This window comes from Mesorhizobium silamurunense, assembly GCF_014843905.1.
Classification (GTDB): domain Bacteria; phylum Pseudomonadota; class Alphaproteobacteria; order Rhizobiales; family Rhizobiaceae; genus Mesorhizobium; species Mesorhizobium silamurunense.
In genome coordinates this window covers 79,183-99,791 of sequence record NZ_LPVS01000029.1, presented here as the reverse complement: position 1 = coordinate 99,791, position 20,609 = coordinate 79,183, and the positions used below count along the sequence as shown (strand labels likewise).

22 protein-coding genes, 1 other RNA gene and 2 pseudogenes are annotated in these 20,609 nt (G+C 63.8%); 17 read left to right on the top strand and 8 right to left on the bottom strand.

Annotated features, from left to right (window positions below; all coding sequences use genetic code 11):
• Position 1: 1 nt before the first annotated feature.
• Together AU465_RS07785 and ssrA are read right to left on the bottom strand one after the other, a co-directional pair.
• The gene (locus tag AU465_RS07785; RefSeq protein ID WP_192245549.1) at positions 2-595 is read right to left on the bottom strand and encodes an AAA family ATPase; all 594 of its coding nucleotides are present in this window, start codon (positions 593-595) and stop codon (positions 2-4) included.
• Positions 596-684: 89 nt separating this feature from the next.
• Positions 685-1,045, bottom strand: a transfer-messenger RNA (tmRNA) gene (gene ssrA / locus AU465_RS07780).
• A gap of 168 nt (positions 1,046-1,213) precedes the next feature.
• On the opposite strand from ssrA, the gene AU465_RS07775 reads away from it, so the two are divergent.
• Both AU465_RS07775 and AU465_RS07770 read left to right on the top strand, forming a co-directional pair.
• Positions 1,214-1,525 (top strand): DUF2853 family protein, encoded by a 312-nt coding sequence (locus AU465_RS07775; RefSeq protein WP_192245547.1) that lies wholly within the window; start codon positions 1,214-1,216, stop codon positions 1,523-1,525.
• Positions 1,526-1,667: 142 nt separating this feature from the next.
• The gene (locus AU465_RS07770) at positions 1,668-2,462 is read left to right on the top strand and encodes a thymidylate synthase (RefSeq protein ID WP_192245545.1); all 795 of its coding nucleotides are present in this window, start codon (positions 1,668-1,670) and stop codon (positions 2,460-2,462) included.
• Between the two features lie 42 nt (positions 2,463-2,504).
• Here the strand turns inward: AU465_RS07770 and AU465_RS07765 are convergent, their stop codons facing one another.
• Positions 2,505-2,714 carry a TOBE domain-containing protein gene (locus tag AU465_RS07765; RefSeq protein ID WP_192245543.1) on the bottom strand — a complete coding sequence of 70 codons (210 nt, stop codon included), beginning with the start codon at positions 2,712-2,714 and terminating at the stop codon, positions 2,505-2,507.
• Between the two features lie 166 nt (positions 2,715-2,880).
• Here AU465_RS07765 and modA point away from each other — a divergent pair, with 166 nt between their 5' ends.
• From modA to AU465_RS07745, 4 genes are all read left to right on the top strand, one after another.
• Complete coding sequence (gene modA, locus AU465_RS07760) at positions 2,881-3,675, top strand: molybdate ABC transporter substrate-binding protein (RefSeq protein ID WP_192245541.1); 795 nt, start codon at positions 2,881-2,883, stop codon at positions 3,673-3,675.
• Between the two features lie 19 nt (positions 3,676-3,694).
• Entirely contained in the window at positions 3,695-4,399 is a 705-nt protein-coding gene (modB, locus tag AU465_RS07755) for a molybdate ABC transporter permease subunit (protein WP_192245539.1), read from the top strand.
• A complete protein-coding gene (gene modC, locus AU465_RS07750; RefSeq protein ID WP_192245537.1) occupies positions 4,396-5,508 on the top strand; it encodes a molybdenum ABC transporter ATP-binding protein in 1,113 nt (370 codons plus the stop codon). Before modB ends, modC begins: the two co-directional genes overlap by 4 nt.
• Positions 5,509-5,593: 85 nt before the next feature.
• Complete coding sequence (locus tag AU465_RS07745; protein ID WP_066990897.1) at positions 5,594-5,935, top strand: winged helix-turn-helix domain-containing protein; 342 nt, start codon at positions 5,594-5,596, stop codon at positions 5,933-5,935.
• A 108-nt stretch (positions 5,936-6,043) separates the two neighbouring features.
• Here AU465_RS07745 and cobF read toward each other — a convergent pair whose 3' ends face one another.
• The gene (gene cobF, locus AU465_RS07740; protein ID WP_192245535.1) at positions 6,044-6,808 is read right to left on the bottom strand and encodes a precorrin-6A synthase (deacetylating); all 765 of its coding nucleotides are present in this window, start codon (positions 6,806-6,808) and stop codon (positions 6,044-6,046) included.
• Positions 6,809-6,995: 187 nt separating this feature from the next.
• Here cobF and AU465_RS07735 point away from each other — a divergent pair, with 187 nt between their 5' ends.
• From AU465_RS07735 to AU465_RS07710, 6 genes and pseudogenes are all read left to right on the top strand, one after another.
• Positions 6,996-8,009 carry a DUF4424 domain-containing protein gene (locus tag AU465_RS07735; protein ID WP_192245605.1) on the top strand — a complete coding sequence of 338 codons (1,014 nt, stop codon included), beginning with the start codon at positions 6,996-6,998 and terminating at the stop codon, positions 8,007-8,009.
• Complete coding sequence (locus tag AU465_RS07730; protein WP_192245533.1) at positions 8,009-8,527, top strand: dihydrofolate reductase; 519 nt, start codon at positions 8,009-8,011, stop codon at positions 8,525-8,527. The genes AU465_RS07735 and AU465_RS07730 overlap by 1 nt, the downstream gene beginning before the upstream one ends.
• A gap of 246 nt (positions 8,528-8,773) precedes the next feature.
• Positions 8,774-9,871: an FtsH protease activity modulator HflK gene (gene hflK / locus AU465_RS07725; protein ID WP_192245531.1), complete on the top strand. Its 1,098-nt coding sequence runs from the start codon at positions 8,774-8,776 to the stop codon at positions 9,869-9,871.
• The gene (hflC, locus tag AU465_RS07720; RefSeq protein WP_192245529.1) at positions 9,871-10,863 is read left to right on the top strand and encodes a protease modulator HflC; all 993 of its coding nucleotides are present in this window, start codon (positions 9,871-9,873) and stop codon (positions 10,861-10,863) included. Before hflK ends, hflC begins: the two co-directional genes overlap by 1 nt.
• A 6-nt stretch (positions 10,864-10,869) precedes the next feature.
• A pseudogene (locus AU465_RS07715) lies at positions 10,870-11,033 on the top strand (DUF2065 domain-containing protein).
• A 146-nt stretch (positions 11,034-11,179) separates the two neighbouring features.
• Positions 11,180-12,694, top strand: a complete 1,515-nt coding sequence (locus AU465_RS07710) for a DegQ family serine endoprotease (protein WP_192245527.1) — start codon at positions 11,180-11,182, stop codon at positions 12,692-12,694.
• 44 nt (positions 12,695-12,738) lie between these two features.
• On the opposite strand, the gene AU465_RS07705 is transcribed toward AU465_RS07710, so the two are convergent.
• Both AU465_RS07705 and serB read right to left on the bottom strand, forming a co-directional pair.
• Positions 12,739-13,311 carry a GNAT family N-acetyltransferase gene (locus AU465_RS07705; protein ID WP_192245525.1) on the bottom strand — a complete coding sequence of 191 codons (573 nt, stop codon included), beginning with the start codon at positions 13,309-13,311 and terminating at the stop codon, positions 12,739-12,741.
• Positions 13,308-14,195, bottom strand: coding sequence for a phosphoserine phosphatase SerB (gene serB / locus AU465_RS07700; RefSeq protein ID WP_192245522.1), 888 nt, complete (start codon positions 14,193-14,195; stop codon positions 13,308-13,310). Before serB ends, AU465_RS07705 begins: the two co-directional genes overlap by 4 nt.
• Here serB and miaA point away from each other — a divergent pair.
• The gene (miaA, locus tag AU465_RS07695) at positions 14,185-15,129 is read left to right on the top strand and encodes a tRNA (adenosine(37)-N6)-dimethylallyltransferase MiaA (RefSeq protein ID WP_192245603.1); all 945 of its coding nucleotides are present in this window, start codon (positions 14,185-14,187) and stop codon (positions 15,127-15,129) included. The two genes, serB and miaA, sit on opposite strands and share 11 nt — an antisense overlap.
• Positions 15,130-15,256: 127 nt before the next feature.
• Positions 15,257-16,048, top strand: a complete 792-nt coding sequence (locus AU465_RS07690; protein ID WP_192245520.1) for a GGDEF domain-containing protein — start codon at positions 15,257-15,259, stop codon at positions 16,046-16,048.
• A 220-nt stretch (positions 16,049-16,268) separates the two neighbouring features.
• On the opposite strand, the gene AU465_RS07685 is transcribed toward AU465_RS07690, so the two are convergent.
• Positions 16,269-18,098, bottom strand: coding sequence for an ATP-binding protein (locus AU465_RS07685; protein WP_192245518.1), 1,830 nt, complete (start codon positions 18,096-18,098; stop codon positions 16,269-16,271).
• Between the two features lie 151 nt (positions 18,099-18,249).
• On the opposite strand from AU465_RS07685, the gene AU465_RS07680 reads away from it, so the two are divergent.
• The 3 genes and pseudogenes from AU465_RS07680 (at position 18,250) to AU465_RS07670 (ending at position 19,707) form a co-directional block, all read left to right on the top strand.
• Entirely contained in the window at positions 18,250-18,816 is a 567-nt protein-coding gene (locus tag AU465_RS07680) for a helix-turn-helix domain-containing protein (protein WP_192245516.1), read from the top strand.
• Between the two features lie 4 nt (positions 18,817-18,820).
• Positions 18,821-19,130: pseudogene (locus AU465_RS07675) on the top strand (hypothetical protein).
• Positions 19,131-19,167: 37 nt separating this feature from the next.
• Positions 19,168-19,707, top strand: coding sequence for a GNAT family N-acetyltransferase (locus AU465_RS07670; protein WP_192245514.1), 540 nt, complete (start codon positions 19,168-19,170; stop codon positions 19,705-19,707).
• Here AU465_RS07670 and AU465_RS07665 read toward each other — a convergent pair.
• A complete protein-coding gene (locus AU465_RS07665) occupies positions 19,699-20,583 on the bottom strand; it encodes a LysR family transcriptional regulator (protein ID WP_192245512.1) in 885 nt (294 codons plus the stop codon). The two genes, AU465_RS07670 and AU465_RS07665, sit on opposite strands and share 9 nt — an antisense overlap.
• Positions 20,584-20,609: the final 26 nt, after the last annotated feature.

The following is a 20,609-nucleotide window of genomic DNA, read 5'->3' as shown; positions in this document are numbered from 1 at the left end:
CTCACGAAAGATCGGAAAAGGCCGGGCTTGCCCGGCTTTTTCCGTGTCCGCAACAATCCGTCGCGTCGAGGACGAAGCGCACACGCTCCTCGACCGACGTAAGGGGCAAGGGCACAAGGTTGTAGCCGAGTTCGGCGTAGGCCTCGGCCACCGATTGGAAGGTGCGCTCGGCTTCGTCGAGTGTCTGTTTCCTCTCCTCGTCCTGAGTGAAGATCTTCGGCCATGGCGGCGCGATGAAGACGCGGCGGGCATAGCGGAATTTGGCCGCCGCGTTTTTGATGCGGTCAGGCACCGGCAGGCTGCAGAGCCTGAGATAGCCGATCACGTCCGGCACGCCGCGATCAAAGAAAACGGGGCCGGGCTTAGCATGCGCGGCGCGCCAGGAGCGCAGCTCCCATGACAGCATCAGCTCGGCAAAGAGCGCCTGGTCCTGCCACGGAAGGGCAGGGCCGCCGATCGCCATCTGATCGCGGATGACGCGTCCCGCCTCGGGCGCCGTCGCGAAGCCCATGGCCTTCAGCGCTTCGATGAGCGTGGTCTTGCCGGAGCCGGGACCGCCGGTCAGCACGAAGAATCGATCGGAGTCGTTTTGCATGACTTGTCCATGGATGATGGACGGCAAGGCAGGACGACGCATGCGCGCCGGACCTTGGCCGTTCAGTGGGAAAGAAGAAAAGGGGAGAAGGTGGAGGTTTCTGTTGCCAGGTACCTCCGAACCCCGCCTAGAAGTGCGAACCCCTAGGGCTTGATTTGAAGCGTTCGCACTGCATTAAGCAGCGAGACGAGCTTCCGCATAGTTGTCGTTGGCAACTATAAGTTTAGCCCGATGACGGTGGTACAATGCCGGGCAAAAGTACGATCTTTACACCTTCGTCGATCCTATTTCGCCCCCAGCAAAAGCCGCTCCGTCATCCAGAGCAGTTTTTGGTGGAGGCGCCGGGTACCGCCCCCGGGTCCGAACGGCTTATTTCATCGCCTGTTTATCGCCATAGTCGGTCAAGCCGACGAAGTGAATATAGGGACCGATCATGGAAAATGAAAGGCCAAACCGGCACTTGTCCCCGGTGCCAAACTCGACAGCCAAGGGTTGACTTGCGCGCTTACTCAATCGAAGCTCCGCCGGCGATGAGGAATCTCTGACCTAGCGCACAAGTTGCGCGGCGCGCCACAAGCCTCATCGATCGGATCCGTGGCGCCGACGAGGGGAATTTCGATGGCCGACTATCTTGCGGATGTGAAGAAGTACGATGCCGGCGCCAGCGCCGACGCCGTCGAGAAGATCGTCAAGCATCTGGGCATCGCGCTCAGGAACCGCGATTCCTCGCTGGTCTCCTGCACGGACCCGAAGGAGCTCGAGCGCGTCCGGGAGAATTGGGCCGGCAAGAAGCTCGGCGTCGCGGACGCCAAGAAGGCAGACGCCTCGATTGAGAAGGTCTGCAAGGCGATGGCCGCCGACAACACCAAGAGCCGCGTTACCTTCTATTACCTGGTCGCCAAGGATCTGGGCAAACTGGGTTCCCTCTGAGGCACAGCCGTCGGCAGCCGGCTCCGCATCGTGCCGGCCCGCGGACTTTCTGGCGCACGATCCATATCTGTGACGGGTTTGCGGTGTTCGACCGACGGCCAGTCGGCTATGATCGCATGTCACCCGAATCGAGGCGAATCCTATGCGCCAATATCTCGACCTATTGAAGCACGTGCTGGAAAACGGCGCCAACCGGGGCGACCGCACCGGCACCGGCACGCGCTCGGTGTTCGGCTACCAGATGCGCTTCGACCTTTCGCGCGGCTTCCCGGTCACCACCACCAAGAAGCTGCATCTGAAGTCGATCATCCACGAGCTGCTGTGGTTCCTGGCGGGCGACACCAACATCAAATATCTCAACGACAACGGCGTCACCATCTGGGACGAATGGGCCGACGAGAACGGCGATCTCGGCCCTGTCTACGGCAAGCAGTGGCGCTCGTGGCCGGACGGGCATGGCGGCGAGATCGACCAGATTGCTGGCCTTCTCAAGGAGATACGCAAGAATCCCAATTCGCGACGGCTGATCGTTTCGACCTGGAACCCGGCCGAAGTGGAAGCGATGGCGCTGCCGCCCTGCCACTGCCTGTTCCAGTTCTACGTCTCGGAGGGCCGGCTCTCTTGCCAGCTCTACCAGCGCTCGGGCGATATCTTCCTCGGCGTGCCGTTCAACATCGCGTCCTATGCGTTGCTGACGCTGATGGTGGCACAGGTGACCGGTCTGAAGCCCGGCGACTTCGTCCACACGCTCGGCGACGCGCATCTTTATTCGAACCATTTCGAGCAGGCGCGCGAGCAGCTGCGGCGCACGCCGAAGCCGCTGCCGACGATGTGGATCAACCCGGACGTGAAGGACCTTTTTGCCTTCCGCTTCGAGGATTTCCGCCTCGAAAACTATTTCGCCGATGCCAGCATCAAGGCGCCGATCGCGGTCTGATACCAGGCGCTCCCGGCGCTTGGATGGTGAAACGCAGTTCTGTCAGTCGATGCCGACCACGACGTCGGACGCCTTGATCACCGCATAGGCCTGCTTGCCTTTTTCGAGCTGCAGGTCGGCGACGGCCTCGTTGGTGATCGAAGCGGTGACGATCGCCCCGCCGCCGATGTCGATCCTGACATGCGAGGTGGTCGCGCCCTTGATGATCTCGACGACCTTGCCCTTGAGGATGTTGCGGGCGCTGATCTTCATCTGCCTCTCCTTGGCCTGCGCTGTATCGGATAGGCTTCATCGTAGGCTGGGAGGACCCAGCTATACAATGGTGCTGAAGGTAAAAAGCCTTCCCTTGTTATGTTCATCCGGATATATCGATCGAAGGCATTAGGCAGAACGAATTTTCAAGACAGGGAGAGGTTTCATGACGGGCAAGGGTTTTGGATTGAAGGCGGTCGCGGTCAGCGGGCTGACGGCGCTCTTGATCGCGGCCGTGCCGACGGCTCGCGCCGACGACAAGGTGGTCGTGTTCGCTGCGGCGAGCCTCAAGGACGCGCTCGATGCGGTCAACAAGGCCTGCGAGCCTGAAGTTGGCGAAGCGGCGACCATTTCCTATGCGGCAAGCTCGGCGCTCGCCAAGCAGATCGAGGGCGGTGCGCCGGCAGACGTTTTCGTCTCGGCCGATCTCGACTGGATGAAATATCTTTCCGACAAGAAGCTGACCAAGACGGACACCGAAGTGAAGCTGCTCGGCAACCAGATCGTGCTGGTGGCGCCGAGGGATTCCAAGGTCGAAGCCAAGGTGGAAAAGGGTTTCGATCTCGCCAAGCTTATCGGCGATGGCAGGCTCGCAATCGGCGACGTCAAGGCGGTGCCGGCCGGCAAATACGGCAAGGCGGCGCTGGAATCGCTGGGCGTCTGGTCCTCCGTCGAAGGCAAGGTCGCGCAGGCCGAGAATGTCCGCGCCGCGCTGAAGCTGGTGTCGACTGGCGAGGCCGTCCTCGGCATCGTCTACGCTACCGACGCGCATGCCGAGAAGGGCGTGAAGGTCGTCGGAACCTTCCCCGAGGATTCGCACCCGCCGATCATCTACCCGATTGCCCAGACGGCGGATTCGAAGGACAAGGATACGGCTGCCTTCCTGAAGTGCGTCGAGTCGGCCAAGGCCGCCGCGCTCTTCAAGGAACAGGGTTTTACGGTGCTCGCGCCGAGCAACTGAGAGAGACCTTACACCGCATATGAACTGGCTGCTGGACCTCACTCCCGATGAATGGAATGCGGTCCGGCTGTCGATCAAGGTGGCGACGGTGGCGATGATCGCAAGCCTGCCGCCGGGCATCCTGATCGCGCTGGTGCTGGCCCGGGGGCAGTTCTGGGGCAAGACCCTGCTCAACGGATTGGTGCATCTGCCGCTGATCCTGCCGCCGGTGGTGACCGGCTATCTGCTCCTGCTTACCTTCGGCAGGCGTGGACCTGCCGGCTCTTTCCTGGTCGAACATTTCGGCATCGTCTTTTCGTTCCGCTGGACGGGCGCGGCGCTCGCTTGCGGCGTCATGGGTTTTCCGCTGATGGTACGAGCGATCCGGCTGTCGATCGAGGCGGTCGACCGCAAGATGGAGGCCGCGGCCGGCACGCTCGGCGCCAATCCGCTCTGGGTGTTCGCCACCATCACTCTGCCGTTGATCCTGCCCGGGCTGATCGCCGGCGCGATCCTCTCCTTCGCCAAGGCAATGGGCGAGTTCGGCGCCACCATCACCTTCGTCTCCAACATCCCCAACGAGACGCAGACGCTGCCCTCGGCGATCTACACCTTCACGCAGGTGCCGGGCGGTGATGCGGGCGCGCTGAGACTGACGCTGATTTCGATCGTCATCTCCATGGTCGCGCTGGTGGCCTCCGAGGTCCTTGCGCGGCGGATCGGCCGGCGGATGGACATCGAATGACGCTCTCGGTCGACATCAATCATCGCCTCGGCGATTTCGCCATCGAAGCGAATTTCGAAAGCGCCGGCCGGCTGACGGCGCTGTTCGGGCCTTCGGGTTCGGGCAAGTCGACGCTGATCAACCTGATGGCCGGACTGATCCGGCCGCAAAAAGGGCGGATTGCGATCGACGGCCGCGTGCTGGTCGACACCGCCGCCAGCGTGTTCGTGCCGATGCACAAGCGGCGGATCGGCATGGTGTTCCAGGACGCGCGGCTCTTCCCGCATATGAGCGTCGCCGGCAATCTGCGCTATGGCCGCTGGTTTACGCCGGCTACCGAACGCTACGCCAATATCGACGCCGTGGTCGACCTGCTCGGCATCGGTCCTCTGCTCGACCGGCGGCCGGCGAGATTGTCAGGTGGCGAAAAGCAGCGCGTGGCGATCGGGCGTGCGCTGCTTGCCAGCCCGAAACTGCTGTTGATGGACGAGCCGCTTGCCTCGCTCGACGAGGCGCGCAAGGCCGAGATCCTGCCCTATATCGAGCGGCTGCGTGACGAGACGAAGATCCCGATCGTCTATGTCAGTCATTCCGTCGCCGAAGTGGCGCGGCTGGCGAGTGACGTGGTGGTGCTCTCGCAAGGCAAGGTCGCGGCTTTCGGCCCGACCGAGGCGATCATGCAGCGGCTCGACCTTTTGCCGGCGGAGGAGCGCGGCGAGGGCGGCGCGGTGCTCGACACCAGGGTGCTGCGTCACGACGAGGCTTTCGGCATGACTGTGCTCGGCTCGCCGGCCGGCGATATCCGCGTGCCACGCCTCCCACGGCCGGCGGGGGCTCTGGTGCGGCTCCGCATCCGCGCTCGCGACGTCATGATCGCGACTGAACGGCCGGCGGGCCTCAGCGCGCTCAACATATTGGCGGGAACGATCGCCGCAGTCAGGCCGGGCGTCGGCCCGACGGTGGAGATCGCCATCGACTGCAACGGCGCAATCGTCCTGGCGCGCATCACCGAACAGTCGAAACACACCCTTCGCCTCGCGCTCGGCCGCAAGGTCTTCGCGGTGATCAAGACGGTGAGCTTCGACAGTGCGACGACCGCGCCCGGATTGCCGGTAGAGGCCGACGGTTGACGAAAGGGCAATATCGCTATGTTGGTTTGGAATAGCGATATGGCGGCGGAGGGGGTAATCTCGACGTGATCGCGGAGGACAAGAGATGCCATCGCTGAGCCTGCGGATAAATCTCGATCCCGACGGACGAATTGGTCCGGGTAAGATCGAGTTGCTGGAACAGATCGCCGCTTTCGGTTCGATCTCGGCCGCGGCGCGCGGCATGGAGATGTCGTACAAGCATGCCTGGGATCTTGTCGAGGACATGAACCGGGTGTTCGGCAAGCCGCTCGTTGCGGCGCAGACCGGTGGCCGGAAAGGCGGCGGCGCGCAATTGACCGCGGTAGGCCTCGCCGTCGTCAGTCGCTTCAGGGCCATAGAGCGCGCCGCCGCTTCCGCGGCCGCGGTGCATATGCAGGCTTTGCAAGCGGAGATCGACGCCGGGTAGGCAGTAGGCAGTAGGCTGTGATGTCCTAGAGTTGTTGCTCGACGCGCACGAAATCGACAACTTCCGATCGTCCTAATGGCCCACTGCCTATTCCCTACTGCCTATTTCCTACTCCCCTGGCTTCCTCAGCAGGTAGGTGTCCATGATCCAGCCTTTTTTCCGCCTGGCTTCCTCGCGGACCTTCTCGATCTCGGCGCCTACATCGCCGAGCCGGCCGGAGAGGATGATCTCGTCCGGCGTGCCGAGATAGGCGCCCCATTGGATGAAGACATCCTGATCGGCCAGCGTGTTGAAGGCGCATTTGCCGTCGAGCATGACAACCGTGCTTCCGGCGTTTGCCGGCAGCCCTTCTTCAGTCAGCCTGCGTCCGGTGGTGACCAGGATCGAATCGCCAATGCGGTTGAGCGCTGTCGCGTGGCTCGCGGCCAGCGCCTGGATCGCGGTGATGCCCGGAATGACCTCGAGCTCGAAACCGACATTGCCTCTGCGGCACACGCGCTCCAGGATGCGCAGCGCGCTGTCATAGAGCGAAGGATCGCCCCAGATCAGGAAGGCGCCGCAGCCATCCTCGGCAAGCTCGTCGCGGATCAGCCGCTCATAGATCTCGGCGATCGCCTCGTGCCAGTCGTCGACCGTCACGCGATAGGACGATGCCGGCTCGGCGCGAACCGGCACGTCGAACTCGACGCGGCGCGATTGCGGGTTGGTGACGAAGCGGTCGCAGATCTGCCGGCGAAGTTCGGCGAGATCGTTCTTGCTCGCGCCCTTGTCGGGAATGAACAGCACGTCGGCGCGGTTCAGGCCGTTGATGGCCTGGACCGTCATGTGATCGGGATTGCCGGCGCCGATGCCGATGACGAGAAGGTTGCGCATGAGCGCTTCTCCTGCCCGATCGGACGGCCGGTGTCCAGACGGCTTGGGCAACCAGAACGTAAAGGCCTTTGAAGCGGGCAACAGCAGTCCATCGTTTGGCAGAAACGCTGAACTGCTCTAGCTACTTTTCGTGGAATTGCTCTAGATGAAAGCGCATACCGGGGTGATCCCGGTCGAGAGGGGATTCATGTTCCGCACCATCCTCACCGCAGCGTTGGCGTTTTTGGCCGCACCGGCCTTCGCCAACGATTCCGTCGCCGAACTGGGTACCGGCGGCCTGATCCTGTCGCGCAGCGACGCCGTCGCCATGGAAAGCGAGAACCTTTTCATCTCGCCTGAGAAGGTGACCGTCGACTACGTCTTCCGCAACAACACCGACAAGGACGTCAGCGCCATCGTTGCCTTCCCGATGCCGGACATCGAGGGCGATCCAAACGAGATGCCGGCGCTCCCGGAAGCGCAGAGCGACAATTTCCTAGGCTTCGAGGTGACGATCGACGGCGTCGACGCGAAGCCGCAGCTCGAACAGAAGGCGTTTGCGCTGGGCATCGACATCACGGCCGACCTCAAGGCGCAGAACGTGCCGCTCTATCCGTTCGGCGATGCGGCCAAGGCGGCTCTGGCGAAACTGCCTAAGGATGTCGCCGAGGATTGGGAAAACCGCGGCATCATTATCGAGGACACTGCCGATGACGGGTCGGGCATGCAAACCGCCTACGCGCCGTTCTGGCAATTGCGCTCGACTTATTGGTGGCGCTCGACCTTCCCGGCCAACAAGGAAGTCCATGTCTCGCACCGCTATAAGCCCAGCGTCGGCGGCACGTCATCGGTCAGCTTCTATTACGACGGCAAGTTCCAGGGGCAGTACGACACCTACAAGACCCGCTACTGCATCGACGGCGCGTTCGAGAACGCGGTGCGCAAGGCAGCGAAGGAAAATCCCGACGGCTATCCGAAATATTTCGAGAGCCGCATCGCTTACATCCTCACCACGGGCGGAAACTGGGCGTCGGGCAGCATCGGCAATTTCAAGCTAACCATCGACAAGGGTAGCCCCAAGAATCTGGTTTCGTTCTGCGGCGACAACGTCCGCAAGGTTGGCCCGACGACATTCGAGATGACGGCCAAGGATTTTTATCCTGAGCACGATATCAACATCCTGCTGCTCGAGCCGTCGGACAATGGCGGGAACGGCGGCTGATGGATATCGCGATCTACGTCGCCATTGCCGAGAACGGCGTGATCGGACGCGAAGGCGGGCTGCCGTGGCGGCTTTCCAGCGATCTGAAGCGCTTCAAGGCCGACACGATGGGCAAGCCGATCATCATGGGCCGCAAGACTTATGAGGGCATCGGCCGGCCGCTGCCCGGCAGGCTCAACATCGTGGTGACGCGCGCCAGAGACTGGCGCGCCGAGGGCATCGAAGTCGCCCATTCGCTCGACGAGGCGATTACGCTGGCCAAGGTGCGCGGCCGCTGCATGGCGGGCGCCGAGGAGATCTGCGTGGTCGGCGGCGGCGAGATCTATGCCCAGGCCTTGCCGCTCGCCGATCGTCTCCATGTCACCCATGTGCTGGCCGCGGTCGATGGCGACGCTCATTTTCCGCCGATCGACCCGGCGATCTGGCGGATCGTGCGTTCCGAGGATTTCCCGGCGGGCGAAAAGGACAGCCACGCGACGCGCTATACCGTCTATGAGCGTCGCGGCGACGGCCAGTGACGAGGACAAAGGGTCGCTGCCGGCCCAAATCGGACGGCGCGGGCGGCAGACCGCGTTGAAAGCGCGTCACGGCGTCCCTATAGAAGAACGACAGTACAGCGCCGCGCGTCCAACCGGACCCGCAAAAGGCCGCTGTAAAACTTTGATTTGGCGCATGATTCCTTTCCGAAAACCGGTACCGGTTTTCGGGGTCATGCGCTAGGATTGCGCCGCAAGGCCCGAGGGAACCGAAGCGAAAGGACATTCATGCCCTGGAACGACAAGAGCGGTGGCGGCGGCCCATGGGGCGGCGGCGGCAATCAGGGGCCCTGGGGGCAGGGACCGAAAGGCCCGAGCGGCCCGCCGGGTTCGCCTCCCGATCTCGAGGACATTATCCGCCGCGGCCAGGACAGGCTGCGGCGCGCTCTTCCGGGCGGCGGCGGCGCCAGCCCGGCGGTCCTCGGGCTGATCGCGCTCGCTCTGGTCGTGCTTTGGGCCTTCAAGGCAATCTATACCGTGCAGCCTGACGAGGTTGCGGTCGAATTGCGCTTCGGCAAGCCGAAGACGGAGCTTTCGCAGCCCGGCCTGCATTTCCACTGGTGGCCGATCGAAACGGTCGAGACGGCCAAGATTTCCGAGCAGCTTGTCAGCATCGGCGGCGGATCGAGCAGCGGTTCCGGGCTGATGCTCTCCGGCGACCAGAACATCGTCAACGTGCAGTTCTCGGTCGCCTATCAGGTTTCCGATCCAAGGGCCTACCTCTTCGATGTCTCCGATCCCGATGGCATGCTGACGCAAGTGGCCGAAAGCGCCATGCGCGAGGTCGTCGGCCGGCGCCCGGCGCAGGATATTTTCCGCGACGATCGCCAGGGTATCGCCACTTCGGTGCGTGAGATCATCCAGAACACGCTCGACGGCTACAAGACGGGCCTCCAGGTCAACGCGATCTCCATCGAGGATGCAGCACCGCCACGCGAGGTCGCCGATGCCTTCGATGAGGTGCAGCGCGCCGAGCAGGACGAGGACAAGTTCGTCGAGCAGGCCAACCAGTATTCCAACCAGAAGCTCGGCCAAGCGCGCGGCCAGGCGGCTCAGGTCCGCGAGGATGCCGCCGCTTACAAGAACCGCGTCGTGCAGGAAGCCGAAGGTGAGGCGCAGCGCTTCATCTCCGTCTACAACGAATATGCCAAGGCGCCCGACGTCACGCGCAAGCGCCTTTATCTGGAAACGATGGAGAGGATCCTGAAGGACTCGAACAAGGTCGTCGTCGAGCAGGGCAACGGCCAGGGTGTGCTTCCCTATCTGCCGTTGCCTGCACTGCAGCCGAAGGCGCCGCCGGCGCCGGCGCTGGGAGGTAACCAGTGATGGCCAACCGTCTTCCCATCATCGCCGTCATCGCGGCCGTTCTCCTGTTCCTCCTCTATTCCTCGGTCTTCGTGGTCAGTGCGGGCCAGCAAGCGATCGTGCTGAGATTCGGTGAGATCATCGACGTCAAGAGTGAGCCGGGCGTCTACTTCAAGGCACCGTTCGCCTTCTTCGACGCCGATAGCGTGCAAATGGTCGAGAAGAGAGTGATGCGCTTCGACCTCGACAACATCCGGGTCCAGGTCTCCGGCGGCAAGTTCTACGAGGTCGACGCATTCATCGCCTACCGCATCTCGGATCCGCGCACCTTCCGAGCGGCCGTGTCCGGACAGGTGGAACTCGCCGAAGCTCGGTTGAGGACGCGCCTCGATGCGGCGCTCCGCCGCGTCTACGGTCTGCGCGACTTCGAGGCGGCACTTTCCGAAGAACGTGGTGTCATGATGCGTGAGGTGCGTGACCAGCTCCGTCCGGATGCGACGTCGCTCGGCCTCGACATCGAGGATGTGCGCATCCGCCGGACTGATCTGACCGCGGAAGTATCGCAGCAGACCTACGACCGCATGAAGGCCGAACGCCTGGCGGAAGCCGAGCGGCTGAGAGCGCGCGGCAACGAGGCGGCGCAACGCATCAAGGCCAGGGCCGACCGCGAGGTCGTCGAGATCATCGCCGAGGCGCAGAAGGAATCGGAAATCCTGCGTGGCGAGGGCGAGGCGCAGCGCAGCGCGACCTTTGCTGACGCCTACAAGCGGGACCCGGCCTTCTTCGATTTCTACCGCTCGATGAATGCCTATGGTGCCGCGTTGGACAATACCGGAACGACGATGGTGCTGTCGCCCGAGTCCGAGTTCTTCCGTTACTTCCGCGATCCGGACAGCAAGCCCGCCCCCGGACCGGCAACGCAACTGGGGGCACCGCAACCGGCGCCTGCGGCACCTGCCGCGCCTGCGACGGCACCTGCCGCGCCTGCGACACAACCCAGCACCGCCCAGTAGCGGGCGGTGCAGGATTTCCTTGCGGCAATCGGCCTGGTCCTCGTCATCGAGGGGCTGGTCTATGGCGGGTTTCCAGCTCTGGCCTGGCGACGCCTGAGAATGTGCTGCGGATCGGCGGACTGGTTGCGATCGCCGTCGGCGTCGGGATCGTCTGGTTGGTCCGTGGCTGATGAAATTCCATGGTGCCGAAGTGATTGACGATTTATCTTCCGCCGATAGCTATAGCCGCAAACGTGCCTTATTTCTTGCCAACATGAATTGGACAGGCGCCTTTGCGGATGCGCTTTTCCTTTTCTAAAAACGCCGGGAGGCCACGATGATATCCGACACCCTGTTGCGCGCGGCGCGGCGCACGCTTTTCGCCGGCGCCACCGCATTCGTCGTCGGCATGGTTGCCGTCCCGTCTTTCGTCACGCCCACGATCGCTTCCGACGGGCCGCCTTCCGTCGCCGATCTCGCCGAACGCCTGCTCGGCGCGGTGGTCAACATCTCGACCTCGCAAACGGTGAAAGGCACGGAAGGGCCGGGCGCAGTTCCGATGCCGCAACTCCCCGAAGGTTCGCCCTTCCAGGATTTCTTCGACGACTTCTTCAAGAACCGTGGCGGCGACAAGGGCGGCGGCGGGCAGAAGGTGCAGTCGCTGGGCTCCGGCTTCGTCGTCGACGCCGAGCAGGGCATAGTGGTGACCAACAACCACGTGATCGCCGATGCCGACGACATCGAGGTCAATTTCTCCGACGGCGTGACGCTGAAGGCGACGCTTGTCGGCACCGATACAAAGACCGACGTCGCGGTGCTGAAGGTCGATCCGAAGGGCCACAAGCTGACGGCGGTGAAATTCGGCGATTCCACCAAGATGCGCGTCGGCGACTGGGTGATGGCGATCGGCAACCCGTTCGGCCTTGGCGGCACGGTCACGGTCGGCATCATCTCGGCGCGCAACCGCGACATCAATTCCGGCCCCTATGACGACTTCATCCAGACGGACGCCGCCATCAACCGCGGCAATTCCGGCGGCCCGCTGTTCAACGCCGAAGGCGAGGTCATCGGCATCAACACGGCGATCATCTCGCCGTCCGGCGGCTCGATCGGCATCGGCTTCTCCATTCCCTCGCAGCTTGCGGCGGGCGTCGTCGACCAGCTTCGCCAGTTCGGCGAAACGCGGCGCGGCTGGCTTGGCGTGCGCATCCAGCCGGTGACGGACGACATCGCCGAGAGCCTCGGCATGGCGACGGCCAAGGGCGCGCTGGTGGCCGGCGTCATCAAGGGCGGTCCGGTCGACAATGGTTCGGTGCAGGCTGGCGACGTCATCATCAAGTTCGACGGCAAGGACATCCACGAGATGCGCGACCTGCCGCGCGTGGTCGCGGAAAGCCCGGTCGGCAAGGCGGTCGACGTCGTGATCGTGCGCAAGGGCGTCGAGCAGACGGTGAAGGTGACGCTCGGCCGGCTCGAGGACGGCGAGAAGCTGGCCAGCGGCGAGAACGGCAATACCGACCAGGACAAGGGCGACAAGGCGGCTCCGGTGTCCACGGCTTCGGTGCTCGGCATGACCGTCGGCGAGCTCAACGACCAGACGCGGCAGAAGTTCGGCATCGCGGCCGATGTGTCGGGCGTGGTCATCACCGACGTCGCCAAGGATTCGGCGGCCGCCGAGCGCGGCATCCAGCCCGGCGAGGTGATCACCGAGATCGCGCAGGAATCGGTCGGAACGCCGAAGGACGTCATGGACCGGATCGGCGCCCTGAAGGAACAGGGCCGCAAGAACGCGCTGCTGATGCTGGCCTCGAAGACCGGCGAGCTGCGCTTCGTGACGATCCGGATGGATTGAGTCCGGAAAACGTCCAACCAACTGGGCTCCAACAAAAAGGGCGGCTAGCGAGCCGCCCTTTTCCGTGCCTGCCAGTCGCCTCGCGACAGCCTGTAGAGGACGTGCCGCTTAAGATGAGGGAGGCTGTCCGGCACGGCAGGATGATCGAAGTCGCTGGCCGGATCGACGCGCATGCCGAGCCGTTTCATGACGGCGACGGAGCGGTGGTTTTCAGCGACGGCGAAGGAAACGATTTCGCCCAGCTCCAGCGTTTCGAACCCGTAAGCGAGCCAGGCTTCGGCCGCCTCGGTTACATAGCCGTTGCCCCAGAATTCCGGCGCCAACCGCCACCCGATCTCGATCGTGCCGGCCGGCAGGACGTCCACATCCTCCGTTCCGGACAATCCGACAAAGCCGATGCACTCGCCCGTGGCGGCAATCTCGGCCGCGGCGAAGCCGTAACCGTCTTCATCGATCCAGGTGCGGACCTCGTCCATCTTGGCATCGGCGGCGGCGCGGTCGCGGCGGAATGGGAAGAACTCCATCACGCGCTCGTCGGAGTTGATGCGGTGGAAGAGCGCCCGGTCGCGCTCCTCCCAGTTGCGCAGGATGAGGCGATCGGTGCGCATCGGCTTCATTGCACGAATTCCTCCTGGCGATAGCCTTGGAGGTAGAGCAGCGCTGTGAGGTCGCCATGATCGATGCGGATCCTTGCCTGCTCCGCCACCGCTGGCTTGGCGTGCAGGGCCACTCCAGTGCCTGCCAGGCGGATCATGTCGAGGTCGTTGGCGCCGTCGCCCACAGCAATCGCGTCGGCCGTCGACAGGCCAAGCCTTGCCGCAATGTCGAGCAGCGCCTCGGCCTTGGCGGCGCGGCCGAGGATCGGTTCGGCCACCGTCCCGGTGAACCTGCCGTCGGCCTCGATCAGTCGGTTGGCGCGGTTCTCCTGGAAGCCGAGCAGCGCGGCGATGCGGCTGGTGAAGACGTCGAAGCCGCCGGAGACGAGTGCCGTCCAGGCGCCGCCGGCGCGCATCGTCTGCACCAGCGCGCGGCCGCCGGCGGCCAGCGTCAGCCGCTTGGCGATGATGCGGTCGACCACTGCCGTGTCGAGGCCCTTCAGCAAGGCGACGCGCTCGCGCAAGGCGGGCTCGAACGCGATCTCTCCATTCATCGACCGCGCCGTGATCGCGGCGACATGTTGCTTGACGCCGATCTCGTCGGCGAGCTCGTCGATGCATTCCTGGTCGATCATGGTCGAATCCATATCGGCAAGCAGGATCTTTTTCTTCCTGCCTTCGGCCGGCTGGACAACGATGTCGACCGGTTCGGAGGCCAATGCCGCGCGCAGATTGGCCGTCAATACGCCGATGTCGGGCGTCTCCGGCAGAACCAGATCGCAGGCGACATCTTCCGCCAGCCAGTGAAGGGCGCTTGCGCCGGCTGCACGCGAGGCCATATTCGCAAGTGAGGCCGACACTGCGCGGTCTTTGGGACGGGATACAAGCGTGGCGATCAGCGGCATCGAAAATTCCGGCAGACGGGCGGGCGAAGGCCGCGTGAAGAACGCGATCCTGATAGCTGGGCCGACCGCCAGCGGCAAGTCGGCGCTGGCGCTCGATCTTGCCGAACGCCAGGGCGGCGTCATCGTCAACGCCGATTCCATGCAGGGCTATTCGGTACTCGACGTGCTGACGGCGCGCCCAAGCGCGGCCGAAATGGCACGCGTGCCGCATTTCCTCTACGGCCATGTGCATCCTTCGACAGCCTACTCCACCGGCGCTTGGCTGCGCGACGTCACCCGGCTGATCGAGGAAGACGCTTTGTCCGGGCGGCCCGCCGTCTTCGTCGGCGGCACCGGGCTCTATTTCCGCGCTTTAGCCGAAGGCATCTCGGACATGCCCGACATTCCGCCATCGGTGCGCGAGCGCTGGCGCTACGAGCTCAAGGAACAAGGGGCCGAACGGCTGCATCGCATTTTGATGCGTGAAGACTCCGCCGTCGCCATGCATCTCAGGCCGACCGACGGCCAGCGCATCGTGCGGGCGCTGGAGGTGCTCGACGCGTCGGGGCGGTCGATCCTTGACTGGCAGGCGGCGCGCGGCCAGCCGCTTATCGACCGCGACAGCGCGCGCTTCCTGGTGATCGAGCCGGATCGCGGCGAGCTCGTGGCGCGCATCGAGGCGCGATTCGACCAGATGATCGACAAAGGTGCGCTCGACGAGGTCAGGCAGTTGATGGCGCTCGATCTTGCTCCGAACCTGCCGGCGATGAAAGCGATCGGGGTTCGAGAGCTGCAGGCCGCGTTGGCCGGGGAGATGAGCTTTCCCGAAGCGATCGAGCGCGCCAAGATCGCCACGCGCCAATATGCCAAGCGTCAGACGACCTGGTTCAGGCACCAGCTGGGACCGGAGTGGCAAAGGCTCCGCCCGGGTGGGGAATCGTCAATCCCGGACTGATGGATTTTGCGATTTCAATCAGAGGCTTGGAATCTTCGATGGAGCTTCCCGCCACGGTTGTCCGGGTTAACCGTCCGTAAGGCTGGGCATGCCATAACGACGATGGGTCGCAGTACCGCGGGGAGTTATGCGTTTTCACAAGGCGGAATCCGCATTTTTCGTCTTTATTTTCGTGATCCTGGCTGCCGGCCTGGTGACCTTCCACGCCTATGGCCAATTGCAGGACATTGCGACTGATCTCGACACCGCGTCGCGTCTCGACAGGATCATCTATCTCAACAAATTGCTGTTCGTGACCGGCGCGCTGCTGGCCGCCGCCTTGTTCTTCGGGACCTTCTTCATCTACCCGCTGATCCGCGGCCAGGTGAGGGAAGAAGGCAAGCTGCGCGCCATGACGGTATCACTGAGCGCCCGTTCGCAAACGCTCGAGCACGCGGCGCTCACCGATGGCCTGACCGGCATGCAGAACCGCCGCTACTTCGACGACGCGCTAAGGGAATATCTCGACGAGTTCGGCCGCATCGACAAGCCGGTGGGCCTGATGATCCTCGACCTCGATCACTTCAAGCAGGTCAACGACACGCATGGTCATGATGTCGGCGACGAAGTTCTGCGGGCCGTCGCGCAATGCGTGCGCGGCATGACGCGCTATCACGACGTGGTGGCGAGGCTTGGCGGCGAGGAGTTTGCCGTGGTCACGCCAAACATGGACGCGGAACTGCTCGCCCGGTTCGCCGAGCGAATCCGCAAGGCGATCGCCAACATGTCGATCCTGTCGGGCAATGTGCGGCTGAAGGTCACCACCAGCGTCGGCCTTGCCGTCTGGGACCGCAAGGAGAGCGCCGACGACTTCTATCGCCGCGCGGACCGGCAGCTCTACGAGGCGAAGAAGCAGGGCCGCAACCGCGTCTGCGCCTAAAATTCCGTCACTAAATTCGTGATGCTGGCCGCCTGGAGCCGCTTTCTGCGCTTCCGGTGCTCACGGACTTTTTGTCCGCTCCGCTCCGGTTCTCGAAAGCAACTCCAGTCGACTCGGCCTGACGAATTTCCTGACGGAATTTACCCATGCCTGCCGGTGAAACGGAGCCTGGAAGCCTTACAGTGGCACTGTTATCGGTCGGCGAAAGGCTGCCGCAGGCTCAGTCGTTCTGCTGGCGCATGCCGAAGGTCGAGGGCTTCAGGCCGTAGCGCAGGTCGAAATCGTCGTCCGGCTGCACGCGCGGCGCGGATGGCTTGCGGTAGTCGGGATCACCGGCCTGGCGGCCGGCATCGACGGCCTCGGCGAACGCTATCGACTGCTGCGGTTTCGGCACGTTGCGCAGCCGCTCGACAATTCCTGCGAGATCGACATCGTCGCCAGCTTCCGCGGGCAGGGTCTGCTCGCGCTTGGCCGTTCCCGGTATGAATTCGCGGGACAATTTCTCGAATTTGAGCCGCATGGTCGTCGCCACGCCTTCACCGAAGGCGATGGCTTCGCGCTGGCCCATGGAGGACAGGAACGCCAGCGTCGAGGCCGAGGAATCGGCGATCGCCGAGCGGATGATCGCCTGGTCCTGCTCGTTGGCGAGCCGCATGGCGAAGAAGGTCGAGCATTGTGACAGGATGGTCGGATCGAGCTCACCCGGACGCTGGGTGACGACGCCGAGGTAGCAGCCATATTTGCGGCCTTCCTTGGCGATGCGCGACAAAGCGTGCCTGGTCGGCGCGAAGCCGAGGCGCGGATCGGCGGGCATGTAGCGATGCGCCTCCTCGCATAGCAAAAGCAGCCGCAGCCGGCCCTCGCTCCAGAGCGCAAGGTCGAAGGCGAGACGCGCCAGTACCGAGCAGACGGAGTTGACGACCTCGGACGGCATGCCCGCCATCTCGAAACAGGTTACCGGACGCCCGTGGTTCGGCACGCGGAAGATGTTGCCGACGGTCTCGTGTATGGTGTCCTCGATCAGCCGCGAATTGAACATGAAACGGTAGCGCGGATCGGCCGCGGCCGATTCGATGCGCGTCCTCAGCGACTTCAGTGTCGGCCGATCGTTCTTGCTTTCCAGGAGACCCATTCGCTCGTCGATCTGCTTGAGGAGATCGGCGATGCGGTAAGGCACCGGCGTGTCCGCCGTCAGCGCATCGCTGCCGCGCCTGATATACGAGCCGGAACTCGGGTTGCGGTAGAGGTTCTTGGCGGCCGGGATGAGGTCGCGCAGGACGTCGACTTCCTCCGGCACGGTCTCGCGCCCGCGAAACAGAACCTCGGCGAATTCCTCCAGCCTGAACATCCAGAACGGCAGGTCGAGCGTCTTGGAATCGACCTTCACGCAATGTTCCGGAAGCGAGGCGGCAAACTCATTGTGTGGGTCGAGGATCAGCACGCGCAGATCGGGCCGGGCCTCGATCGACTTACGCAAAAGCAGCGAGACAGCCGTGGATTTGCCGACGCCGGTCGTGCCGACAACGGCGAAATGGCGCGCCAGCGTGTCGTCGATGGCGATGTTGGCGTCGATCGCCTCGTCCTGGGACAGCGTGCCGATGGTGATCGAATGGCGGCCGGCGAGATCGTAGACGGCCTGCAGGTCGCGGCTGCGGATGCGATGGGCAACGGCGCCGATATGCGGATAGGTGGTGATGCCGCGGTCGAAGACCGGCTTGGCGCCAGACTCGGCGCCGTCGCGCACCTCGCCGATCAGTTCGATGCTGACCTCGATCGCATTCTGGCCCTCGCTGCTCCAGGCGCGGTCAGACTTGCCGATCGCATAGACAAGGCCAACGGTGCGCGTCGAGCCGAGGTTGATGGAAATCATCTTGCCGACGGTCCACAGGCCGGTGACCGTGCCTTCGGCATCCTCGGCATAGGCGCTGATGGTGGCGCGCGCGCCGTCGCATTGCACGACATTGCCCAGAATGCGCTTGTCGCTTTGCTGGGCGTCGCGGCGCTCCTGCGAGGTCGGTTCCCCAACGGAGGCTTCGCGTTCAACAAACATCGGTGACCTGTCCCATTCCCCTCGAGGTCAAACCTATCCAATCGGGGTTAAAGTCGCGTGAGGTCGGATGGTGTAGGGCCTGTTAAGGTAGTCGCGAAAATTCGATCGAATAGCCACTTTCGCTATGGTTAGTTTTCGATATATTGGACGAATGGCTGATATATCGAATGACATCACATCCACCATCGGCAGGCGGATACGCTCCGAGCGGGATTTGCGAGGATGGTCGCTGGCCGAGCTGGCCGAGCGGTCGGTTGTTTCCAAGGCGATGCTGAGCGCCTTGGAGCGCGGCATGACAAGCCCGACCGCGGCGCTTTTGGTGCGCATAGCGTCGGCTTTCGGCATGACGCTGTCGACGCTGATTGCCCGCGCCGAAATGCAGGGCGGCGGGGTCTGCCGCAAGGATGAGCAGCCGGTCTGGCAGGATCCGGCGACGGGTTATGTGAGACGGCACCTGTCGCCGGCGACGCAAATGCCGCTCGAACTGATCCGGGTCAGTTTGCCGGCAGGCGCCGAGGTCGATTTCCCGGCAGCGTCCTATGCTTTCATCAAGCAGCAGATCTGGCTTATCGGCGGCCGCCTCGACTTCACCGAAGGCGATGTCGTGCACAGGCTCGAGCCGGGCGATTGCCTTGCGCTCGGCGCTCCGTCGGACTGCACGTTCCATGCTCCGGGACCGGAAGCCGCCGAGTATCTGGTGGCGCTGGTCCGGGGCTGATCGCATGGCACGCCGACCGAGACGCTCGCACAATGGCGGGCCGCCTATCGACGATTATGAAGGCCCTCCCTGGGGCAAGGGCGATGCCTACATCTTTCTCGCCTGGCGCGACGCCCACGACAAAGCCTGGAAGGCGCCGAGCCACGGAATCATGCTGATGCGGCTGGAAAGGGCCGAGCGGCTTGGCCTCACCTATGAAGAGTACACGCTCGAGATCCCGGAGCGCGGGCGCCACCTCAGGCGAGGACGACGCCGAGCGCATCGCGGAAATCCGCAGGGCGCGCCGCCGACGACGGAACAGTCATTTCGAATGACGGCGGCCCGACACTTCACCACCTGGAGAGTATGGACATGGACTCCCTTGAAATCATGGCGTTGAACGATGACGCGAAAACCAGCGGGATGCTGGCCGATCTGCTGATCGAGACGGTCGCCACCGGCGGATCGGTGAGCTTCATGCATCCGCTGTCGCCCGACGCGGCCCATGAGTTCTGGCGCAAATCGCTCGCCGCCGCCGCACGGGGAGAAAGGGCGGTGCTGGGCGCATGGGACGGCGAGACGCTTGTCGGCACCGTGACGCTGCTGCTCGACTGCCCGCCCAACCAGCCGCACCGCGCCGAGATCGCCAAGCTGATGACCCGCCTCGACCATCGCGGCAAAGGCATCGCGACGGGTCTGATGCGGGCCGCCGAGGAACTGGCCGTCGAGAAGGGACGCACCTTGCTGGTGTTGGACACAGCAAGCGAGGAGGGAGCTGCCGGCCTTTACGAGAAACTCGGCTTCGCGCTGACCGGCGAGATTCCGGACTATGCACTCAAGCCGCATGGCGGGCTGACCGGCACACTCATCTACTGGAAGCGGATAGGCGCGCCGGTTCAAGCGCTACCCTGAACTCGTGGAGACGCGCGACAAAAGCCAGCGGCGAAAATCCTGCTCGGCGCCGGTCAGCCGCGACGACGACGGCCTTGTCAGGAAGTGGCCCGATGGGCTCGAAAGCTCGAAGTCCGAAAGCCTGACAAGGACGTTGTCCTTGAGGGCGGCGTCGATCAGCGGCCGCGAGCCCAGCAGCGCTCCGGCGCCGGCCTTCGCCGCGTCCATCGCGGCGACGAAACTGTCGAAGCGGTGCGAGCGCCGCGAATGGCCGGCAAGCCCGGCGGCCGCGAACCATTCCGCCCACATCTCGCGCGCGCCCGCCACCAGCAGCAGCGGTAACGACGTCCAATCAGCGTCACTGGCCAGGGGCGGAGCCGCGACTGGGACAAGCCGCTCGACGGTCAGCCGGTCGGCCTCGCGCGCCGGGAAAGATCCGTTGCCAAAGCGTATGTCGAGTGCAGAGCCCGGCTGGTCGTAATCGGCCGGTCGATGGATGGTCACCAGATCGAGCCTGACCCGTGGCAGCGCTTTTGCCAGATCGGCAAGAGCCGGCACGAGCACGAGAAGGGCGAAGGAGATCGGAACGCGGATGCTGACCGTCTGCACGGCGCGGGGCTCAAACAGCTCGCTCGTGCTGTTGCCAATGATCGCGAATGCCGACTGGATGTGTGGCAGATAGGCGGCGCCCTCCGGCGAGAGAGCGACGCCACGTGCCAGGCGTGCGAACAACCGCGTCTTGAGCCGTTCTTCCAGAAAGCGGATGTGCTGGCTGACGGCAGCTTGCGTGAGGCCGAGCTCTGCGGCCGCGGCGGTAAAATTCGACAGGCGCGCTGCCGCCTCGAAACTGCGCAGCCAGTCGAGAGGAGGTATTGTGTCGAAAGTTTTCCTAGCCATCAGAATTTCTACGCCATTGACCGAAA